Source organism: Rhodococcus sp. NPDC059179 (assembly GCF_042754885.1).
Classification (GTDB): Bacteria; Actinomycetota; Actinomycetes; order Mycobacteriales; family Mycobacteriaceae; genus Rhodococcus_G.
Genome location: NZ_JBHZBV010000001.1, coordinates 1008958 through 1028347 on the forward strand (window position 1 = coordinate 1008958; position 19390 = coordinate 1028347).

The window sequence follows — 19390 nt, forward strand, 5'->3', positions numbered from 1 at the left end:
GATGAGGCGGTTCAAGACATGTCCAGCGATACGGTGAGCGCCCCGCTCGCCGGTACCCAGTTCACCGCCGCGGCGATCGCCGCTCGGGTGCGTTCCGGCGCGTTGTCGCCGATCGAGGCGGTCGAGGGTGCGCTCACCCGGATCGCCGACCGCGATCCCGGGCTGGACGCGTTCGTGGCCGTGCGCGGCGACCAGGCGCGCGCCGAGGCCATGGCACTCGCCGCGAGGCCGGGCCTGGCGACGCTGCCGCTGGCCGGGGTGCCGATCGCGATCAAGGACAACATTCCGATCACGGGGCATCCCCTGGGGAACGGTTCCGCCGCCACCGACACCGAGTCCTCGACCGAGGACCACCCGGTGCTCGACCGACTGCGCCGGGCCGGTGCCGTGCCGGTGGGACTGACCAGGCTGTCCGAGCTGTGCGTGTGGGCGTCGACCGACTCGCCCGATTCGATCGTCAGGAATCCGTGGAACCCCGAGCTGGCGTCGGGGGGATCCTCCGGCGGGGCTGGCGTCTCGGTGGCAGCCGGGATGGTGCCGGTGGCACACGGGTCCGACTGTCTCGGCTCGATCCGGATCCCGGCCGCGACGTGCGGGCTGGTGGGCATCAAACCCGGCAGCGGCGTGGTTCCGCGCGATCTTGGTGCGAACTCCTGGTTCGGGATGGCGGAGAACGGTCCGCTGACGACGACGGTCCAGGACGCCGCACTGCTGTTGTCGGTGATGGCGGGCCGCCCGGAGTTGGCGGAATTCGAACGCCCGCGTCGGCTGCGAATCGGGGTGGCGGTGGGCTCACCGCTGCCGATGGTCCCGGTGGACCGGCACTGGCGGGACGGGGTGGAACGCAGCGCGCAGTTGCTCGGCTGTGCCGGTCACACGGTCACGGCCGGGAAACTGCCGTACTCCCTGAACCCGACGCCGATGGTGGCGCGCTGGACGGCAGGCACGGCCGCATACGCGGAGGGGCTCGATCCTTCCCTGTTGGAGCCACGCACCCGCACCCATGTCGCGGTCGGGCGCGCCATGCACCGGCTCGTCAAGCCCGGGCAAGTGGACAGGATGGAGGCCGCACTGCGCGGGTTCTTCAAGGATTTCGACGTGGTGCTGACCCCGACGCTGGCCGGGCCGCCGATGCAGGCGCACCGCTGGAGCGAGCGGTCCTGGTCGTCGAACGTCCTGGCAGCCGTGCGTTTCGCGCCGTTCACCCCGATCTGGAACCTGGTCGGTTGGCCGGCCGCGACCGTCCCGGTGGGGATGCATCCGGAGTCCGGTACCCCGCTCGGCATGCAGATCGCGGCGCCGCCCGGCGGCGAGTCGCGGATCCTGGCCGTGGCCGCGCAGCTCGAGGCTCTGCAGCCCTGGCCGCGGGTCGCGGTGGTGTGACGGCCGCGGGTCGCGGCGGCCGCGGGTCAGAACGGCCAGGCCGGGAGCTCCGGGAGTCCGGCCCGCGTCGGCCGTCCGACCAGCCACGCCAGCAGTTCGGCCCGGGGCAGGTCGGGCACCGCGACGTCGGGAGCCGCGTCAGCGAGTTCGGGCAGGTCCCGGTCCAGGATCGATTCGACGAACGCGCCGGGCCAGTTCAGGGCGGCATATCCGGTGCCGAGGTCGAGGTGGTGGATCTCGAGCTCACACCAGCGCAGCACCGGGACGTCCCGCGCGGTGACGGGCTTACGCCAGAGCACGGGCGTGTCGAGCTGATCCGGTCCGATCCGCCGCAGCGACTCGATCACCCGGCGCCCGGCGAAGCGCAGGTCGGCGGCCAGCAGCTCGACGGGTCGGTCCGCGCCCTCCTCGATGGCGGCGCCCCGGGCCTCGCGGCCGCCCGGGTACATCTCCGCTTGGGTTCCGGACAGCACGCCGATCGCGAACCGGTTCAGTGCGTCGGCGTTGCGCGCGAGGTGGGTGACGACGTGGCCGCGACTCCAGCCGGGCAGCAGCGAGCCGCCGCGCGCCTGCTCGTCCGACAGGTCGGCGACCGCGGATTCCAGCCTCGCCTGCGAGCGTTCGATCTCCGCCAGGACCTCGGCGTATGGCAGCGTCATGGCGGCAGCGTATCGACAGTCGGCGCCCGCGGCCCGCCGTGGCGCGCCTCACGGAACCATCCGGTGTGCCCGCGCGTTCTACTGGGCAGAAGCCGCCGTGGCAGCCGCTGCGCGCGGATGGCTGCGCTAACGGACACCACCCGCAGCGGTCGCGGTAACCTTGAACCTCCGGTGAGCAGCCGGAACCCGGCGCACTGTGCTCGACCGGAACTGGAAAGGACTGGCCTGCAGAGGCTGAACCTGTATGAATCGCAAGACTGTCTTTCGCAACCTGGCGATTGTCGCCGGCATCCTGCTGATCATTTACGCGTTCAGCTATTTCGGTAACGACACCCGCGGGTACACGAACGTCGACACCTCGGTGGCCATTGCCCAGCTCGACGCCAAGAACGTCACCGACGCGCAGATCGACGACCGCGAACAGCAACTCCGCCTCACCCTGAAACAGGGCAACGAGGCGACCGAGGACTCGAAGCAGATCCTCACGAAGTACCCGAGCGCCGCGTCGGAGCAGATCTTCACCGCCGTCCAGAACGCGGGCCTGGAGAAGTACAACACCAAGGTGAGCCAGGAGAGCTGGCTGACCTCGATCCTGCTGTTCGTGCTGCCGATGGTGATCCTGCTCGGCCTGTTCGTGTTCGTGATGGGTCGCATGCAGGGCGGTGGCCGTGGTGGCGTGATGGGCTTCGGCAAGTCGAAGGCCAAGCAGCTGTCCAAGGACATGCCCAAGACCACGTTCGCGGACGTGGCGGGCGCCGACGAGGCCGTCGAAGAGCTGTACGAGATCAAGGACTTCCTGCAGAACCCGGCCCGCTACCAGGCGCTCGGCGCGAAGATTCCGAAGGGCGTGCTGCTCTACGGCCCGCCGGGAACGGGTAAGACGCTGCTCGCGAGGGCGGTCGCGGGTGAGGCCGGGGTGCCGTTCTTCACCATCTCCGGTTCGGACTTCGTCGAGATGTTCGTCGGCGTCGGCGCCTCCCGGGTGCGCGACCTGTTCGAGCAGGCCAAGCAGAACAGTCCCTGCATCATCTTCGTCGACGAGATCGACGCGGTCGGCCGCCAGCGCGGCGCCGGCCTCGGCGGCGGCCACGACGAGCGTGAGCAGACCCTCAACCAGTTGCTGGTCGAGATGGACGGCTTCGGTGACCGCACCGGCATCATCCTGATCGCCGCGACCAACCGCCCCGACATCCTCGACCCGGCCCTGCTGCGTCCGGGCCGGTTCGACCGCCAGATCCCGGTCAGCAACCCCGACCTGGCGGGCCGTCGGGCGATCCTCAAGGTGCACTCGCAGGGCAAGCCGCTCGATCAGCACGCCGACCTCGAGGGCCTGGCCAAGCGGACCGTCGGTATGTCCGGCGCGGACCTGGCGAACGTCATCAACGAGGCTGCCCTGCTGACCGCCCGCGAGAACGGCGCCCTGATCACCGAGGCGGCGCTCGAGGAATCGGTTGACCGCGTCATCGGCGGCCCGCGTCGCAAGAGCCGGATCATCAGCGAGCACGAGAAGAAGATCACCGCGTACCACGAGGGCGGGCACACCCTGGCCGCCTGGGCGATGCCGGATATCGAGCCGATCTACAAGGTCACCATCCTGGCCCGCGGGCGCACCGGCGGCCATGCCATGACGGTGCCCGAGGACGACAAGGGTCTGATGACCCGCTCGGAGATGATCGCCCGCCTGGTGATGGCGATGGGTGGCCGCGCGGCCGAGGAGCTCGTCTTCCACGAGCCGACCACCGGCGCCTCCTCCGACATCGACCAGGCCACCAAGATCGCCCGCGCGATGGTCACCGAGTACGGGATGAGCGCCAAGCTGGGCGCGGTCCGGTACGGACAGGAGCAGGGGGACCCGTTCCTCGGCCGCTCGATGGGCATGAGCTCCGAGTACTCGCACGAGGTGGCCCGGGAGATCGACGAGGAGGTGCGCAACCTCATCGAGGCGGCGCACACGGAGGCGTGGGCGATCCTCAACGAGTACCGCGACCTGCTCGACGTGGTCGCCACGGAACTGCTCGAGCGCGAGACCCTCACCCGCAAGGATCTGGAGCAGATCTTCTCGAGCGTGGAGAAGCGGCCCCGGATCACCGCGTTCAACGACTTCGGTGGCCGGACCCCGTCGGACAAGCCGCCGGTGAAGACGCCACGCGAGCTGGCGATCGAGCGCGGTGAGCCGTTGCCCGACGAGTCCGTCCGGCAGCCGACCTTCAGCCAGCCCCGAGAGACGGTTCCGCCCACACCGGCGGGCCCGGGTCCGCAGAACGGCTACCCGATGCCTGCCCCGAACGGCGGCTACCAGCCGTACCCGGATCCGCGGCAGCAGCCGCAGCAGGGGTCGATGCCGGACTACGGCGCGCCAGCCGGTTGGTCGGCGCCCGGTTGGCCGCCGCGGGACACCGGGGAGGGCCAGCACCAGCAGCACCCGCAGCACGCACAGAACCCGCCGAACCCGTACGGCGGCTATCCGCAGTGGAATCCGCCGCAGAAGTCCGCCGAGGAGGGCGACGCGGCAACCGAGCGCTGGGAAGGGCCGAACGGCCAGCAGTAGTCCGGTGGTTACTAGGCTTACCCACTGATCGCGTCGCGCAGGCGCGGTCGGTGGGTAACGGTCGACGAGAGTGGAGGTTCGGTCGGGTGTCGGTCAATCAACTCGGTGGTGCAGAACTTGAGTGCGTGGAGACCGGTCGCGTGTTCGACCAGCCGCGCGCCGAGGCCGCGATTCGTGAGCTGCTGATCGCGGTCGGCGAGAACCCGGATCGGCCGGGCCTGCTCGACACCCCCGCCCGGGTGGCGCGGGCATACCGAGAGGTCTTCGCCGGCCTGTACACGGATCCGGATTCGGTGCTCAACACCACCTTTGACGAGGGACACCAGGAGTTGGTGCTCGTCCGCGACATCCCGATGTACTCCACCTGCGAGCATCACCTGGTCTCGTTCCACGGTGTCGCGCACGTCGGCTACATCCCCGGCGCCACGGGCCGGGTCACCGGGCTCTCGAAGCTCGCTCGACTGGTCGACCTGTACGCGAAGCGTCCGCAGGTGCAGGAGCGATTGACCAGTCAGATCGCTGACGCGATGGTGCGCAAGCTCGATCCGCGCGGGGTCATCGTCGTGGTGGAGGCCGAGCACCTGTGCATGGCGATGCGCGGCATCCGGAAGCCGGGCGCCAGCACCACCACCTCCGCCGTGCGTGGACTGCTGCAGTCCAGTGCCGCCTCGCGTTCCGAGGCTCTGGACCTGATCCTGCGCAAGTGACGGTGCCGCCGATGCCGGGCCGCTGCGTGGTGATGGGCGTCCTCAACGTCACCAGCGACTCGTTCTCGGACGGCGGCCGCTACCTGGACCGGGACGCCGCGATCGAGCACGGCCTCGAGCTGAGCCGGCTGGGCGTGGACATCGTGGACGTGGGCGGCGAATCGACCCGTCCGGGCGCCACCCGAGTAGATCCGGCGGTCGAGGCCGAGCGGATCCGTCCGGTGATCGCGGCCCTGGCGGCGGAGAACGTCACGGTCAGCGTCGACACCATGCACGCGTCGGTGGCGGCGGCCGCGATCGAGGCCGGGGTCGCCATCGTCAACGATGTCTCCGGTGGCCGCGCCGACCCGGCGATGGCCGCGGTGATGGCCGACGCCTGCCTGCCCTGGATCCTCATGCACTGGCGGTCGGCTGGCGACTACGTGCAGGCCGGCGGCGCGAACCACTACGACGACGTGGTCGCGGAGGTCAGCTCCGAACTGCTCACCCAGGTCGACGCCGCGGTCGCGGCCGGCGTCGATCCCGATCGGCTGATCCTCGATCCCGGGCTGGGATTCGCGAAGACCGCCGACCACAATTGGGCACTGCTCGGAGCGCTGCCCCGGCTCAACGCGCTCGGTTTCCCGGTTCTCATCGGCGCCTCCAGGAAGCGGTTCCTCGGCAAGCTGCTCGCCGACGCGGACGGCGACCGCGCCCCCGAAGGCCGCGAGGTCGCGACGGCGGTCGTCTCCGCGCTCGCGGCGCGGGGCGGGGCGTGGGGTGTCCGCGTGCACGACGCGCGGGGTTCTCTCGACGCGATCGCGGTGGCGAATGCCTGGAGTGCGGCTGAGGGGGAGGGTCATGTCTGATCGAATCGAATTGCGCGGCTTGCGGGTTCGCGGCAATCACGGCGTGTTCGAGCATGAGAAGAGGGACGGTCAGGACTTCCTCGTCGACATCACCGTGTGGATGGACCTGGCACCGGCGGCGGCCTCGGATGACCTCGCCGACACCATGCACTACGGCGAACTCGCCGAGACGGCAGCCGCGATCGTGGCCGGCCCCTCCCGCGACCTCATCGAGACGGTGGCCGGGGAGATCGCCGATGCGGTGCTGGGCGATGACCGGGTGAACGCCGTGGAGGTGACCGTGCACAAGCCGTCGGCGCCCATCCCGCTGACCTTCGTCGACGTCGCCGTCGTGGCACGCCGCTCCCGCAAGGGTCTGCGCGGATGAGTCGCGCGGTTCTCTCCATCGGATCGAACCTCGGCGATCCGCTCGAGAACCTCCGATCCGTCGTCGATGCGCTCGGCGATCGGCTGGTCGCGGCGTCCGGCGTGTACGCGACCGCACCGTGGGGCGGGGTCGAGCAGCAGGACTTCCTCAACGCCACGCTGATCGCGGCCGACCCCGAGCTGGATTGCCGCGGCTGGCTGCGGCTCGGGCAGGAGCTGGAGGCCGCCGCCGACCGGGTGCGCGAATTGCGGTGGGGCCCACGCAGCCTCGATATCGACGTGATCGACTGCGACGGCGTCGTCAGCGACGACCCGGACTTGACGTTGCCGCATCCGCGGGCCCACGAGCGGGCGTTCGTGCTCATCCCATGGCTTGAGGTCGACCCGGACGCCTCGCTGGTCGTGCGGGGAGCGACAACGTCGGCTCGAGAGTTGCTCGGCGACCTCGACGCGAACGAGCGCGACGGGGTGCGACGGACCGAGCTCCGGCTGGTACGCCCATGATGAGTCCGACCCGGATCCGGGACCTGCTGGGGCTCGCAGCCTTCGCGGCCATCGCGACCTGGCTTCTGGTTCGCACGTTCTACGGCGACCTGCCGCCGATCCCGCTGTACGCGGGCGCCTCGCTGTATCCGGTCGCCGCCATCGAGGTGGGTGTCGCCTTCATGATCCGGGCGCGGGTGCGGGGGCATCAACTCGGCCAGGGGCCGCGCCAGCTCCATCCCATCACCGCGGCAAGGGCGGTGGCGCTGGCCAAGGCGTCGGCACTGGTCGGGGCGGCCAGCGCGGGCGTCTGGCTCGGGTTGCTCCTGTACTTGCTGCCACAGCGATCGACCGTTCAGGCCGCCGCGGACGACATCTCCGGCGCCGTGGTCGGCCTCGGCGCGGGCGTGGTGTTGGTGGCCGCGGCGCTCTGGCTCGAGCATTGCTGCAAGGCCCCGGACGAGCCGCCGGACGAGCCGGCGATCTGACGGCTCCTGCAGGCTCCACTCGGGATCTTCTGGTCGTTCCTGCAGGCTCCACTCCGCGCGTGTGACCTGTCGTCGCGGCGGCCGGTCGGTGCGGACCGCTATCCTCGGCTGCATGACGGTTTCTGGTCGCGCGAGCTCGCTTCGGCGGAACAAGCGCAGCACGAGCCAGATGATTGTCGGCTCGCTGGTGGCATTGGCGGTGATCGCCAGCCTGTTCATGATCTTCAGCAACAGCGTCTTGTTGCTACGGGTGGGGCTGGTCGTCGCCCTGTGGGCCACCGTCATCGCCGCCATCGGGATGACCAAGTACCGGCGCGAATCGGCCGCCGACAAGGCGAAGGTGCGCGATCTGCAGACCGTGTACGAGCTGCAGCTCGAGCGGGAGATCACCGCCAGGCGTGAGTACGAGTTGGGCGTCGAGGCCAGGGTCCGTGGCGAGGCGAACCTCGATGTCTCCGAGATTGCTGCCCTGCGGGCGGAGCTGGCGGCGCTGCGCGGCAGTCTCGAGGTGCTGTTCGACGGCAGGCTGCCGGTCGACCGGGTCGCGTTGATGGCCGACGCCACCCGAATCCCGGAACTGGCGAGCTCGCCAAGGGCCGGCCACCCGCGGCCCGCGGCTTTCGCCCCGGATCCCGCGTACGCGGCCACCCCGAGCGCCGGACCGACCTTCGCCACGCCGTTCGACGAGCCGGTTACCGCCGAGGTTCTCGTGGTGACGGAACCCGAGCCGGAGCCCACCCCGGTCGCGGCGTCACCGATTCCGAGGCAGGTGCCCCCGCCGCGCGCGGCACCAGCCGCACCGCGGCCCGCCGCGACGCAGCCGCCCCCGGAGCCGACGCCGCCGATCCCGGTGCCCGAGCCGGTGCCGCCCATCCCGGCGCCCGCGCCACTGCCCGAACCCGAACCCGCGCCGTCGCCCGAACCCACTCCGGCGCCGACCCCCGACGTCGCATCGACGCCCGTCGAGGTGCCCTCTCGCAGGTCTCGCCGCCGTGCCGCGGAGGCAGAGCCTGCGCCCGCAGCCGTATCCGAGGCGGCCGACCCGGCGGGTGCCCACTCGACGGGGCTCTCGGTCGCGGAGATCATGGCGAACATGAACACCACGGAGTCCGGGACGGACGGGTCGAGGTCCGGCCGCCGCCGACGCGACTGAGCGTGCGCTAGATCACCATTTCCGCCATGGCGGCCGTCGCAGCGCGGCGGCTATCCTCACTGTGAACGTCTGGTACCCGCCCTGCGGGACTGGAACGAACGAGAGGAAAACGGTGACCTCCTTCGAGATCACTCAGGACCCCGCGCCCGCACGATTGACCATCGGAATTGTCTCGGCGGGACGCGTAGGAACCGCGATCGGCGCCGCGCTCGAGCGTGTCGGCCACATCGTCGTCGCCTGTTCCGCGGTGTCCGACGCGTCGATTCGCCGGGCCGAGACCCGGCTCCCCGAGACCGAGATCCTGCCGGCCGCAGAGGTGGCCTCGCGCTGCGAACTGCTGCTGTTGACGGTGCCGGACGCCGAGCTCGCCGGCCTGGTGAGCGGCCTGGCCGCCACCAATTCGGTCAAGCCGGGCACCCTCGTCGCACACACCTCGGGTGCGAACGGCATCGGTGTGCTCGAGCCGCTGGCCGCCCTCGGTGCCCTACCGATGGCGATCCACCCCGCCATGACCTTCACCGGACACGACGAGGACACCGCTCGGCTGTCCTCCGCGTGTTTCGGAATCACCGCGGCGGACGAGATCGGCTACGCGATCGCGCAGTCCCTGGTCCTGGAGATCGGCGGCGAGCCGGTCCGGGTCCGCGAAGAGTCGCGCCCGCTGTACCACGCGGCGCTCGCGCATGGCAGCAATCACCTGGTCACCCTGGTCGTGGACGCCGTCGCCGCGCTCCGCGTCGCCCTCTCCGGTGAGGAACTCCTCGGCCAGCAGCTCGTCGACGACCAGCCGAACGGGGTGGCCGAGCGGGTGCTGGGCCCCCTACTGTCCGCTGCCCTGGACAACGCGCTCCGGCGCGGTCCCGCGGCACTGACCGGGCCGGTGGCCCGCGGCGACGCGGCAGCGGTGGCCACCCACCTCCGGGTCCTGCAGGAGGTCGACCCGCGGATCGCGGCCGCCTACCGCGCCCTCTCGCTTCGGTCCGCTCAGCGGACCGGGTCCAAGCCCGAACTGATCGAGATCCTGGAGGGTCACTCGTGAACGGCTACGCACGCGGTGAACTGACCGTGCACCACGAACCCGCCGAGCTGACCAAGGTCGCCAAGGCGCTGCGCGGCGTCGGACGCCAGGTGGCGCTGGTGCCGACCATGGGCGCGCTGCACGCCGGGCACCTCGAGATCGTCCGCCAGGCCAAACTGCGCGGCAGCGTCGTGGTGGTGTCCATCTTCGTCAACCCGCTGCAGTTCGGTGCGGGCGAGGACCTGGACGCGTACCCGCGGACGCTGGACCGCGACCTCGAGCTGCTGCGCGAGGCGGGCGTCGAATTGGTGTTCGCCCCGTCGGTGGCCGCGATGTACCCGGCCGGTCAGCGCACCATGATCCATCCGGGTCCGCTCGGCAGCGAGCTGGAAGGGGCCAGCCGCCCGACGCACTTCGCCGGGATGCTGACCGTCGTGAACAAGCTGCTGCAGATCGTGGCGCCCAACCTCGCGTACTTCGGCGAGAAGGACTACCAACAGCTCACGCTGATCCGTCAGATGGTCCGCGACCTGAACCTCGACGTCGAGATCTACGGCGTCCCCACGGTCCGCGAGCAGGACGGCCTCGCGTTGTCCTCGCGGAACCGCTACCTCGACGAGGCCCAGCGCACCGCGGCCGCGACGATCTCCGCCGCGCTGGTGGCGGGCGCGCACGCGGCGGCGGGCGGGCCCGAGGCGATCCTGGCCACCGCCCGCGGAGTGCTGGCGACGACCCCGGAGGTGGAGGTCGACTACCTCGAGGTCCGCGGCGTCGACCTGGGGCCAGCGCCCGAGCGCGGCGACGGGCGACTGCTCGTCGCGGCCAGGGTCGGCAGCACCCGATTGATCGACAACGTCGGCATCGCCGTCGGCACCGGATTCCTCGAACGGGAAGAGGATTCCCGCACCACGCAGACCACGCCGGCGGGGTAAGAGCGCCCCCTCCATCGCCACCGATTTCCAGACAGACCTAAGGACACAACATGTTTCGCACCATGATGAAGTCGAAGATCCACCGCGCCACCGTGACTCACGCCGACCTGCACTACGTCGGGTCGGTCACCGTCGACCAGGACCTGATGGACGCCGCCGACCTGCTCGAGGGCGAACAGGTGTGCATCGTGGACATCAACAACGGTGCCCGCCTCGAGACCTACGTCATCGCGGGGGAGCGCGGTTCCGGCGTGATCGGGATCAACGGTGCGGCAGCGCATCTGGTCCATCCCGGCGACCTGGTCATCCTCATCGCCTACGGCGTGATGAACGAGCAGGAGGTCCGCGACTACCAGCCGCGCGTGGTCTTCGTCGACGCCGACAACAAGGCCATCGAGCTCGGCGCCGACCCGGCGCACGCCCCCGAGGGGTCGGGCCTGATCACGCCGCGGATGCTGTCCACTCTCGAAGACGCCTCGGCGCTGGTGTAACCGTGCTGCTCACCGTCGACGTCCGCAACACCAACATCTCCCTCGGGTTGTTCACCGGCACCGGTGACCACTCGAAGTTGGTGCGGGACTGGCGGATGCGGACGGATCCGCGGATGACGGCGGACGAGTTGGCCTGGATGCTGCGGGGCCTGCTCGGGGGTCGCGTGGACCAGATCGTCGGGGTGTCGGCGCTGTCCACGGTGCCGTCGGTGCTGCGGGAGTTGCGGGTGATGCTGACCCGGTACTGGGAGCATGTGCCGCACGTGGTGGTCGAGCCCGGCGTGCGAACCGGGGTACCGCTGCTGGTCGACAATCCCAAGGAGGTGGGTGCCGACCGGATCGTCAACAGCCTGGCCGCACACCACCTTTACGGCGGTCCGTGCATCGTCGTCGACTTCGGGGTGGCGACCTGCGTCGACGTGGTCTCGGCGAAGGGCGAGTTCCTCGGCGGGGCGATCGCGCCGGGCCTGGAGACCTCTACCGACGCGCTTGCCTCGCACTCGGCGGCGCTGCGGAAGTTCGAGCTGGTGCGACCGCGCGCGGTGGTCGGCAAGAACAGCGTCGAGTGCATGCAGTCCGGGGCGATCTTCGGGTTCGCGGGCATGGTGGACGGACTGGTGCGCCGGGTCCGCGCCGAGCTGCCCGCGTTCGCGGGCGACGACGTGAACGTGATCGCCACGGGTGAGAGCGCCCCGCTGGTGATGCCGGAGTCGGAGACCATCGCGCACATCGAACGCGACCTCGCTCTCGAGGGCCTGCGGATCGTGTACGAACGCAACCAGGCCCGACGGGCCGCGAAGCATCCGCCGGTCGGCTGAGCGGCCGATGGCCGGAGGGTTTGCAGGTCCCGGGTTCTATGTCACACTGGTGGGCGTGAATCGCCGCATGGTCGCCCAGGAGTGTTGTCGAGGCTGAACGCCGCCTCGATTCGTTGAGGCACGTCTGACCGCCTTGACCAATTCACCCTCCTGGAGTCTCTCCCATGCTTTCCACATCAGTGGTCTCTTCTTTGGCACCATCACCCCTCACCGCGCTGTCCTCGCCGAGCCGTCTGCGTCCGGCCGACCTGTTGCGCATCACCGATCAGGGCGCGCGGGACGTGCTCGACGGCCGCTTCGCCGATCTGCTGCCCGGGACCGGGTCGTGGCCGACGGACCAGCGCTGGTCGATCCGCCTGCATGCCGACGATGACGTCGACGTCTGGCTGATCAGCTGGGCGCCCGGTCTCTCGACCGAACTCCACGACCATGCCGGGTCGCTCGGCGCGCTCACCGTTCTCAGCGGCGTGCTGGCCGAATACCGTTGGAGCGGCGGTGAACTGAAGTACCGCACGCTCGACGCGGGCGATCAGGCCTCGTTCCCGCTCGGCTGGGTGCACGACGTCATGCAGGCGCCCGACCACGTTGTGGATCCCGCAGCCCCGACGCTGAGCGTGCACGCCTACTCGCCGCCGCTCACGGCGATGTCGTACTACGAGGTGACCGATCACGGCGCTCTCCGGCGTACCCGCACCGAGCTGACCGATCTCCCGGAAGGACAGTCGGCATGACCATCGACGAGATGCTCGAGAAGGCCCGCGGCAGCTACCGGCGCATGTACGTGTTCGAGCTCGACGAGGCCGTCGCCCGCGGCGCGATCATCGTCGACATCCGACCGCAGGCGCAGCGCGCCGTCGAGGGCGCGCTGCCCGGCGCGCTGGCGATCGAACGGAACGTGCTCGAGTGGCGGCTCGACCCGGCGAGCAGCGCGGCCATCGCGCTGGCCGTCGATCACGACGTCGAGTGGATCGTGGTCTGCTCGGAGGGCTACACGTCCAGCCTGGCGGCCGCGGCGCTGCAGGAACTGGGTCTGCACCGGGCGACGGATCTCGTCGGCGGGTACCAGGCGCTTCGTTCGGCGGGCCTGCTCGGGGTCGCGACCAGGGCCCGGCACTACGTTCGGGAGGCCGCGGCGGTCGCCGCGCACTGAGGGCGCATTATGCTGGTCACCCGTGAGTGATGCAGCAATCCAGCAGGCCGATGACACCCCCGAGCAGCTCCGGATCCGCCGAGAGAAGCGGGACCGGATCCTGGCGCAGGGGCAGGAGGCCTACCCGGTCTCGGTTCCGCGCACCCACACGCTCGCGCAGGTGCGTGCGCAGCACCCTGACCTGGAGCCGGACACCGCCACCGGCACGCAGGTCGGCGTGGTCGGCCGGGTGATCTTTGTCCGCAACACCGGCAAGCTCTGCTTCGCCACGCTGCAGGAGGGTGACGGCACCCAGCTGCAGGCCATGATCAGCCTGGCCTCCGTCGGTGAGGAGGCGCTGGCCGCGTGGAAGTCGGACGTCGACCTGGGCGACTTCGTGTTCGTGCACGGTGAGGTGATCAGCTCCCGCCGCGGTGAGCTCAGCGTGATGGCCGACGCCTGGCAGATGGCCGCCAAGTCGCTGCGCCCGTTGCCGGTCGCGCACAAGGAGATGAGCGAGGAGTCGCGGGTCCGCCAGCGCTACGCGGACCTGATCGTGCGCCCGGAGGCCCGCGACAACGCGCGAAAGCGCGTCGCGGTGGTCCGTGAGCTGCGTAACGCGCTCGAGCGGCGCGGGTTCCTCGAGGTGGAGACCCCGATGCTGCAGACCCTGGCTGGCGGGGCCGCGGCGCGCCCGTTCATCACCCACTCGAATGCCCTCGACATCGATTTGTATCTGCGGATCGCTCCGGAACTGTTCCTCAAGCGTTGCGTCGTCGGCGGGATCGAGAAGGTCTTCGAGATCAACCGGAACTTCCGCAACGAGGGCAGCGATTCGACGCATTCGCCGGAGTTCGCGATGCTCGAGACGTACGAGGCGTACGGCACCTACGACGATTCCGCGACGATGACCCGCGAATTGATCCAGGAGGTCGCCCAGGCCGCCTTCGGAACCCAGCTGGTGACGCTCGCGGACGGCACCGAATACGACCTCGGCGGCGAGTGGAAGACGCTCGAGATGTATCCGTCGCTGTCCGAGGCGATCGGTGTGGCCGTCACCCCCGCGACGACCGTCGACGAGTTGCTCGCGCTCGCGGAGAAGGTCGGGCTCGAGGTGCCCAAGGACAAGGGCTACGGACACGGCAAGCTCGTCGAGGAGCTGTGGGAGCACCAGTGCGGCGACCAGCTCGTCGCGCCCACCTTCGTGCGGAACTTCCCGGTGGAGACCTCGCCGCTGACCCGCCAGCACCGCAGCGAGGCGGGTGTGACGGAGAAGTGGGACCTGTACGTGCGCGGCTTCGAGCTGGCCACCGGATACTCGGAGCTTGTCGACCCGGTGATCCAGCGGGAGCGCTTCGTCGACCAGGCGCGGCTGGCGTCGGCGGGCGACGATGAGGCGATGGCGCTGGACGAGGACTTCCTCGCCGCGATGGAGCAGGGAATGCCGCCCACGACGGGCACCGGCATGGGGATCGATCGCCTGTTGATGGCATTGACGGGATTGGGAATCCGCGAAACAATCCTCTTCCCAATTGTGCGCCCCGCGGCTCGCTGACCTCTTTCAATTGCTAATTTGCTTTTCTCCGGTATTGCGTTCGTCCGACTGGGCGTAGACTCGTCGAAGCCGGCGCGGGGAAGCGCAAAATTGCAGTTCATTGAAAGGAAACTCGATCCATGGCGAAAAAGGTCACCGTCACCCTGATCGATGATGTGGATCAGGAGGCGGCCGCCGACGAAACGGTCGAGTTCGGTCTCGACGGGGTCACTTACGAGATCGACCTGTCGTCCGCGAATGCCGCAAAACTGCGGGAACAGCTTGAGGTTTGGGTTTCACATGCACGACGGTCGACCGGGCGTCGACGGGCCAAGGCCGCAGCGGCCGGCGGCAAGAGTCGTGTGGCGATCGACCGCGAGCAAAGTGCGGCGATTCGCGAGTGGGCGCGGCGCAATGGCCATAAGGTGTCTGCCCGCGGTCGTATCTCGGCGGATATCACCGAGGCGTACAACAAAGCCAACTGATCTCCTGAATTTGCCCTCTCGTTTCGCCCGCCCCATCGCACGCAGGCTGTTAGCCTCGCGATCGGGCGGGCGGACGAGGGAGCAACATGAGGGGGAGCGCGATGCGCTGGCGAATTGTGATCGGTTCATTGATTTCGGCGGCCGCGTTGTTATGGGGCACAGGCGCCGCGGGCGCGGCACCCCTGCCGGAACCCGATACCTTTCTTTCCGGGGTGCTGCCGGAATTGACCAATCCGGGCGGATCGGCACCCGGTAGTAACGACTGGTCGTGCCGGCCGACCGCGGAACACCCGTCACCCGTCGTCCTGGTGCACGGCACCGGCGGCAATCGGCAGGACAACTGGGCTGCCTACGCGCCGATGCTGGCGAACGAGGGCTTCTGCGTCTTCTCCCTCACCTACGGCAACTTCGCCGACCTGCCGTGGCCGCTGAGCGCGATCGGCGGCATGCTCCCAGTGGACGAGAGTTCCCAGCAGCTCGCGGCGTTCGTGGACCGGGTGCTCGCCACGACCGGCGCCGCCAAGGTCGACCTGGTCGGCCATTCACAGGGCACCGTGCTGGCCAACAACTACGCGAAGTACCACGGCGGCGCGACGAAGGTCGGCAGGATCGTGTCGCTGGCCCCGCCGTGGGACGGGACCTACGGGGTCGACCAGTTCAGCCTCGGCGCCGCGCTGCGCGGCCTGGGGGTGGACGACGAATTCCAGCTCGGGTTCCCGGTGTGCAAGGCCTGCCCCGAGATGATGCACGGCTCGGCGTTCGTCGACCGCCAGCGGTCCGGCGGTCTGTACGTGCCGGGGATCGAGTACACGAACATCGTCACCCGCTACGACGAGATCGTGGTCCCGTACACCTCCGGCATCGAGCCCGGCCCGCAGACGACAAACATCGTGCTGCAGGACGGCTGCGAACAGGACTACTCCGATCACCTCTCGATCGCGGGCGCGCGGCGGGCGCGGACGATGGTGCTCAACGCGCTCGATCCCACGCATCAGCGCGAGGTGCCATGTGCGTTCGTGCCGCCCGTCGTCGGCTGACCGGCTTGCCTGCCGGAATCGGGTGCTCAGCTCCAGTCGAGCCGCTCGATCGCCTTCTCGAGGACGGGCCGGGTGCGGTCGCACGTGGTGTCGCCGAAGGTCGTCGGATTCGCCCGCTGCATCTCCACGGTCGGCTTCGCGGTGAGTTGAAGCATCCGGAGGTCGCTGAACGAGACCTCGTACAAGCAGGTGCTCCAGTCATCCGCGATGACGAGAGCCGGGCGGCCGAGCACCTCGTGGTCGTATTGAGCGGCCTCTTCCTCTGCTGAGACCCCGGGCGTCAGGGAACTGGCGATGAGCCGAACCTTTACCGACCCGGCGTCGGCACCCCATTCGCAGTCCGAGATTCGTTCGAATGCGCTGTCGGGCATCGGTTTCAGTGCTTCGGTACCGGCGAGGATTGCGACCTCATCGGTTGTGAGCAGGGTGCACGGGTCGGCCTCGCGCACACTGGCCACCGGGTCGATCGAGGGGGAGTCGGTTGCGCACCCAGTTGCCAGCGCACAGGCGCCGACACCGATCGCGATGCACCGCTTCAGTCGTGTCATGTCCAGCCCAATCGAGTTACCGCGGATTTGGTGAGTTCGAGGGTGCGCTGGCAGACCAATTCACCGAGCGGTGCCGGCTGGGCCAACAGGTGCTCGGTGGTCGGAGCGAGGCTCACGGAGATGCGCCGATCGTCACTGAACCGGACCGTGAGCACGCAGCTGTCGTGGCGTCCTCGGTCCAACGTGATCGGCCGCCCGCCAACCTCGCCATAGGTCCGCGTCGTGTCCGCGCCGAATTCGGAGTCCGCGACGAGGAAGGTTACGCCGGCGGATCCAGGGCCGCCATCACCCCATTCGCAACCGATGACATTGGCCGAGGTGACCGGATGAAACCGGCCCACGATCCCGTCCACTGCGGTCGCGGCGGCCACCTCGTTGTCGGTCAGCAGAGCGCACGGGTCGACACCCGCAAGCGGCGGGGACGGCGCCACCGTGGGTTCGGGTTCTGCTGTGCGGGTGGTGGCTTGAGTGGTCGGTTCCGCGACGGAGGTGACCTCCTCGTCGGCCCCACAGGCCGTCAGCATGGGCAGGGCGAGCGTCACCATCGCGGCGACTGTCGAACGGAGGTGCATTATTGCCAACCCAGCCGGGGGAGCGCGGCCTTGACGAGTGTCAGGGTGCGGTCGCACCACATTTCCTCCGTCGGATTCTTCTCGGACTTGATTTGCCGAGCGGTCGGGACGAAGCCGAGGAGCAGGAGGCGGTCTCCACCGAAGGTGACGGCGAGTCCACAGCTGGTCTCGTCGGCTTGCTCGATCTTGATCTCGTGCCCGTCCATTGTGTCGAGTGTTCGCCCGATGGTGAGGAAGCGAGTGTCGACGCCGACCGACATCGCGGCGCTGATCGAGCCGGGGCCATCACCCCAATTGCAGCCGATGATCGTTGAGTCCTCGTTGGGCTGCCACTCGCCGGTCAGCCCGGGGATGCCTGTGGCGGCCTCCGTCTCGTCCGAGGTGAGGAGGTCGCAGGGGTTGGCGCCCTCGAATGCTGCGTCTTGGGGTACCGATTCGACCGTGGTCGTGGCCGCGGAATAGGTTGCGACGGTGGGTTCGGATTCGCCGGATGCGCACGCGGCCAGGGGCGTGAGCGCCAGCGCTGCGCAGGCAACGGACACTGTGCGGGTGATGGGCATGATCCTCGTTTCGGGTGGTGGCGTCGGCCGGAGGGTGGGGTTCATTCCCACTTGATCTCGTAGGGGCCAGCTTCCTCGTCCTCTGGTTCCCGCAGCGGTGTCGGGTGCGAAAACCACCTGTAGAGCCCCGAGTTCTTGATCTCTGCCACTTCCTGTGGCACGGGCCTCGCCTGGTACTCGACTTCGTCCCAACGGCATTCGCCCGCCGCAACTCGCTCGGCGTAGACACGGAGTTCCGCTGAGCTCGTAGGAAGTGCTGCAATCTTGTCCCACAACTCGTCGGTCACCTCGATGCGCGTGTCCCAGTCGCCATTGCGGCTTTTCTCGGATCGAATCCGCGCCGTGGCAGCATCCGCGATTGCCTCAATCGCCCGGTCGTACGAGGGTCGCAGGTGCGGTGGAATGTCGTCGATCATGCTGCGTCCGCCCATGGGTCGGTCCCGACCGAGAACGATTCGGTTGGTTTGTGTAGCGGTCCATCTGCGTCGGCCACACCTGCTAGGTCTTCGATCAGCTTGAGCTTCTTCTTCTTGTCGTCGAACCGATCGGTGATCGGTGCAAGCGTCTCGGCGGACAACTCATTGAGCGTTCCGCTCGGCGATACCACCGCAGACAGAAACCCGGATACGGTGTCGACGACGCCGCGAATGCTGTCGACCAGTGCCGTCACCTGATCCTTGACTGAGAATATGATGCGGATAATCGCTTCCACCTGGACCGCTGTGCCCAGGAAGGGGATCTTCTTCACCGCGAACTTGAGCAGATCGGTGACATCCTCGATCTGTACTTCCTTCTCCAAAAGGTCCGCGAGATTGGAAACCACCTCCAGGCACACTCGTTTGATCTCGTCGGCGGCTGCCTCAAGCAAGGTCTTGATGGCGCGCCCGACCGGTCCCTCCCAGGTCATTGCCTCGACCTGTCGGCCGGTGTAGTCCTGGAAGGCCTCCTCTGCCTTGCCCGCCCAGTGGTCGCTGATCTGCTTGGCCCCGGACTCGAGGTTCTTGCCGCAGTTCTCCATTGCCTCACCGGCGACCTTGTGGGATTCGCCGATTCGCTTGAGCTCGTTCCAGTTTCCGCCGATCGGCTTGATGGTCTCCTCGAGGGCGCTCCAACCCGTCACAGCCTTGATTGCCGTGTCGATGTCACCCAGCCAGCCCGCGCGATCGGCGATGAGAGTGCGGATGTCTTCGGCTGCGGTTACCGGCGGATCGAGGTTGACGTCCTCGTGGGCGACGTACCGGGCGGGGTCCGGGTAGTCGCCCGCCGCACCGGGCGCGGCGACGTCGGGCCCGTAGGCGGACTCGTCCACGAGGCAGACCAGGAGATTCGCGTTCAGTGCCTCGTAGTTCTTGCGTTCCTGATCGCTGTACATCCACGCCGCTCGATTGAGCTCGGTCCCGATTCCCCGGCACATTGCGGTGTGGCCGTCGAATCTGCTCCACGCCGCATCGGCGGCCAACTCGAGCGGCGAGAACAGCGTCTGCAGGAGTCCTTCGCCGAAGTTTCCGCCCGGAGTGGCGTTGTCCCGAGTGAATCGGGCCGCGTCACTGGCCTTGTCGGCGACTTCGTTGGCGAGCACCGCGGCACCGGCGATTTCGCTGGCATCACCCCTGAATAGTTCCCCCATGGTT

Annotated in this window: 23 protein-coding genes; 17 read left to right on the plus strand and 6 right to left on the minus strand. The window is 68.8% G+C overall.

The genetic code is table 11. The features are described 5' to 3' along the window. Nucleotides 1–18 precede the first annotated feature (18 nt). Nucleotides 19–1383 (plus strand): amidase, encoded by a 1365-nt coding sequence (locus ACFXMV_RS04700; protein WP_378499211.1) that lies wholly within the window; start codon nucleotides 19–21, stop codon nucleotides 1381–1383. Nucleotides 1384–1409: 26 nt separating this feature from the next. On the opposite strand, the gene ACFXMV_RS04705 is transcribed toward ACFXMV_RS04700, so the two are convergent. Beyond that, nucleotides 1410–2042, minus strand: coding sequence for a maleylpyruvate isomerase family mycothiol-dependent enzyme (locus ACFXMV_RS04705; RefSeq protein WP_378499210.1), 633 nt, complete (start codon nucleotides 2040–2042; stop codon nucleotides 1410–1412). A 244-nt stretch (nucleotides 2043–2286) separates the two neighbouring features. Between ACFXMV_RS04705 and ftsH the strand changes: the two genes are divergently transcribed. The 16 genes from ftsH (at nucleotide 2287) to ACFXMV_RS04785 (ending at nucleotide 16079) form a co-directional block, all read left to right on the plus strand. Continuing rightward, nucleotides 2287–4590, plus strand: a complete 2304-nt coding sequence (gene ftsH, locus ACFXMV_RS04710; protein ID WP_378499209.1) for an ATP-dependent zinc metalloprotease FtsH — start codon at nucleotides 2287–2289, stop codon at nucleotides 4588–4590. A gap of 86 nt (nucleotides 4591–4676) precedes the next feature. Further along, nucleotides 4677–5297 carry a GTP cyclohydrolase I FolE gene (gene folE, locus ACFXMV_RS04715; RefSeq protein WP_378499208.1) on the plus strand — a complete coding sequence of 207 codons (621 nt, stop codon included), beginning with the start codon at nucleotides 4677–4679 and terminating at the stop codon, nucleotides 5295–5297. Between the two features lie 11 nt (nucleotides 5298–5308). Then, on the plus strand, nucleotides 5309–6145 hold the full coding sequence (folP, locus tag ACFXMV_RS04720) for a dihydropteroate synthase (RefSeq protein WP_378499215.1): 837 nt from the start codon (nucleotides 5309–5311) through the stop codon (nucleotides 6143–6145). Then, the gene (folB, locus tag ACFXMV_RS04725; protein ID WP_378499207.1) at nucleotides 6138–6512 is read left to right on the plus strand and encodes a dihydroneopterin aldolase; all 375 of its coding nucleotides are present in this window, start codon (nucleotides 6138–6140) and stop codon (nucleotides 6510–6512) included. Before folP ends, folB begins: the two co-directional genes overlap by 8 nt. Beyond that, nucleotides 6509–7015 carry a 2-amino-4-hydroxy-6-hydroxymethyldihydropteridine diphosphokinase gene (gene folK / locus ACFXMV_RS04730; RefSeq protein WP_378499206.1) on the plus strand — a complete coding sequence of 169 codons (507 nt, stop codon included), beginning with the start codon at nucleotides 6509–6511 and terminating at the stop codon, nucleotides 7013–7015. The genes folB and folK overlap by 4 nt, the downstream gene beginning before the upstream one ends. Continuing rightward, nucleotides 7012–7482 carry a DUF3180 domain-containing protein gene (locus tag ACFXMV_RS04735; RefSeq protein ID WP_378499205.1) on the plus strand — a complete coding sequence of 157 codons (471 nt, stop codon included), beginning with the start codon at nucleotides 7012–7014 and terminating at the stop codon, nucleotides 7480–7482. Before folK ends, ACFXMV_RS04735 begins: the two co-directional genes overlap by 4 nt. Before the next feature lie 112 nt (nucleotides 7483–7594). After that, on the plus strand, nucleotides 7595–8635 hold the full coding sequence (locus ACFXMV_RS04740; protein ID WP_378503227.1) for a DUF6779 domain-containing protein: 1041 nt from the start codon (nucleotides 7595–7597) through the stop codon (nucleotides 8633–8635). 112 nt (nucleotides 8636–8747) lie between these two features. Beyond that, complete coding sequence (locus tag ACFXMV_RS04745) at nucleotides 8748–9674, plus strand: Rossmann-like and DUF2520 domain-containing protein (protein ID WP_378499688.1); 927 nt, start codon at nucleotides 8748–8750, stop codon at nucleotides 9672–9674. Continuing rightward, on the plus strand, nucleotides 9671–10585 hold the full coding sequence (gene panC / locus ACFXMV_RS04750; RefSeq protein WP_378499689.1) for a pantoate--beta-alanine ligase: 915 nt from the start codon (nucleotides 9671–9673) through the stop codon (nucleotides 10583–10585). Before ACFXMV_RS04745 ends, panC begins: the two co-directional genes overlap by 4 nt. A 50-nt stretch (nucleotides 10586–10635) precedes the next feature. Continuing rightward, nucleotides 10636–11076 (plus strand): aspartate 1-decarboxylase, encoded by a 441-nt coding sequence (gene panD, locus ACFXMV_RS04755; protein WP_027500490.1) that lies wholly within the window; start codon nucleotides 10636–10638, stop codon nucleotides 11074–11076. 2 nt (nucleotides 11077–11078) lie between these two features. Beyond that, complete coding sequence (locus tag ACFXMV_RS04760) at nucleotides 11079–11894, plus strand: type III pantothenate kinase (protein WP_378499690.1); 816 nt, start codon at nucleotides 11079–11081, stop codon at nucleotides 11892–11894. 164 nt (nucleotides 11895–12058) lie between these two features. After that, nucleotides 12059–12625 (plus strand): cysteine dioxygenase, encoded by a 567-nt coding sequence (locus ACFXMV_RS04765; RefSeq protein ID WP_378499691.1) that lies wholly within the window; start codon nucleotides 12059–12061, stop codon nucleotides 12623–12625. Further along, complete coding sequence (locus ACFXMV_RS04770; RefSeq protein ID WP_378499692.1) at nucleotides 12622–13044, plus strand: rhodanese-like domain-containing protein; 423 nt, start codon at nucleotides 12622–12624, stop codon at nucleotides 13042–13044. Before ACFXMV_RS04765 ends, ACFXMV_RS04770 begins: the two co-directional genes overlap by 4 nt. Nucleotides 13045–13066: 22 nt before the next feature. Then, a complete protein-coding gene (lysS, locus tag ACFXMV_RS04775) occupies nucleotides 13067–14578 on the plus strand; it encodes a lysine--tRNA ligase (RefSeq protein WP_378503226.1) in 1512 nt (503 codons plus the stop codon). A gap of 119 nt (nucleotides 14579–14697) precedes the next feature. Continuing rightward, nucleotides 14698–15042 (plus strand): Lsr2 family protein, encoded by a 345-nt coding sequence (locus tag ACFXMV_RS04780; RefSeq protein WP_378499694.1) that lies wholly within the window; start codon nucleotides 14698–14700, stop codon nucleotides 15040–15042. A 101-nt stretch (nucleotides 15043–15143) separates the two neighbouring features. Then, nucleotides 15144–16079, plus strand: coding sequence for an esterase/lipase family protein (locus ACFXMV_RS04785; protein WP_378499695.1), 936 nt, complete (start codon nucleotides 15144–15146; stop codon nucleotides 16077–16079). 26 nt (nucleotides 16080–16105) lie between these two features. Here ACFXMV_RS04785 and ACFXMV_RS04790 read toward each other — a convergent pair whose 3' ends face one another. From ACFXMV_RS04790 to ACFXMV_RS04810, 5 genes are read right to left on the minus strand one after another with little or no spacing between them, the layout of a single operon-like run. Next, a complete protein-coding gene (locus ACFXMV_RS04790) occupies nucleotides 16106–16627 on the minus strand; it encodes a DUF3558 family protein (RefSeq protein WP_378499696.1) in 522 nt (173 codons plus the stop codon). Further along, nucleotides 16624–17172 (minus strand): DUF3558 domain-containing protein, encoded by a 549-nt coding sequence (locus tag ACFXMV_RS04795; protein ID WP_378503225.1) that lies wholly within the window; start codon nucleotides 17170–17172, stop codon nucleotides 16624–16626. The genes ACFXMV_RS04790 and ACFXMV_RS04795 overlap by 4 nt, the downstream gene beginning before the upstream one ends. 26 nt (nucleotides 17173–17198) lie before the next feature. Then, entirely contained in the window at nucleotides 17199–17759 is a 561-nt protein-coding gene (locus tag ACFXMV_RS04800) for a DUF3558 family protein (RefSeq protein WP_378499698.1), read from the minus strand. Between the two features lie 41 nt (nucleotides 17760–17800). Continuing rightward, entirely contained in the window at nucleotides 17801–18175 is a 375-nt protein-coding gene (locus tag ACFXMV_RS04805) for a hypothetical protein (RefSeq protein ID WP_378499699.1), read from the minus strand. Beyond that, the gene (locus ACFXMV_RS04810) at nucleotides 18172–19386 is read right to left on the minus strand and encodes a hypothetical protein (protein ID WP_378503224.1); all 1215 of its coding nucleotides are present in this window, start codon (nucleotides 19384–19386) and stop codon (nucleotides 18172–18174) included. The genes ACFXMV_RS04805 and ACFXMV_RS04810 overlap by 4 nt, the downstream gene beginning before the upstream one ends. Nucleotides 19387–19390 lie beyond the last annotated feature (4 nt).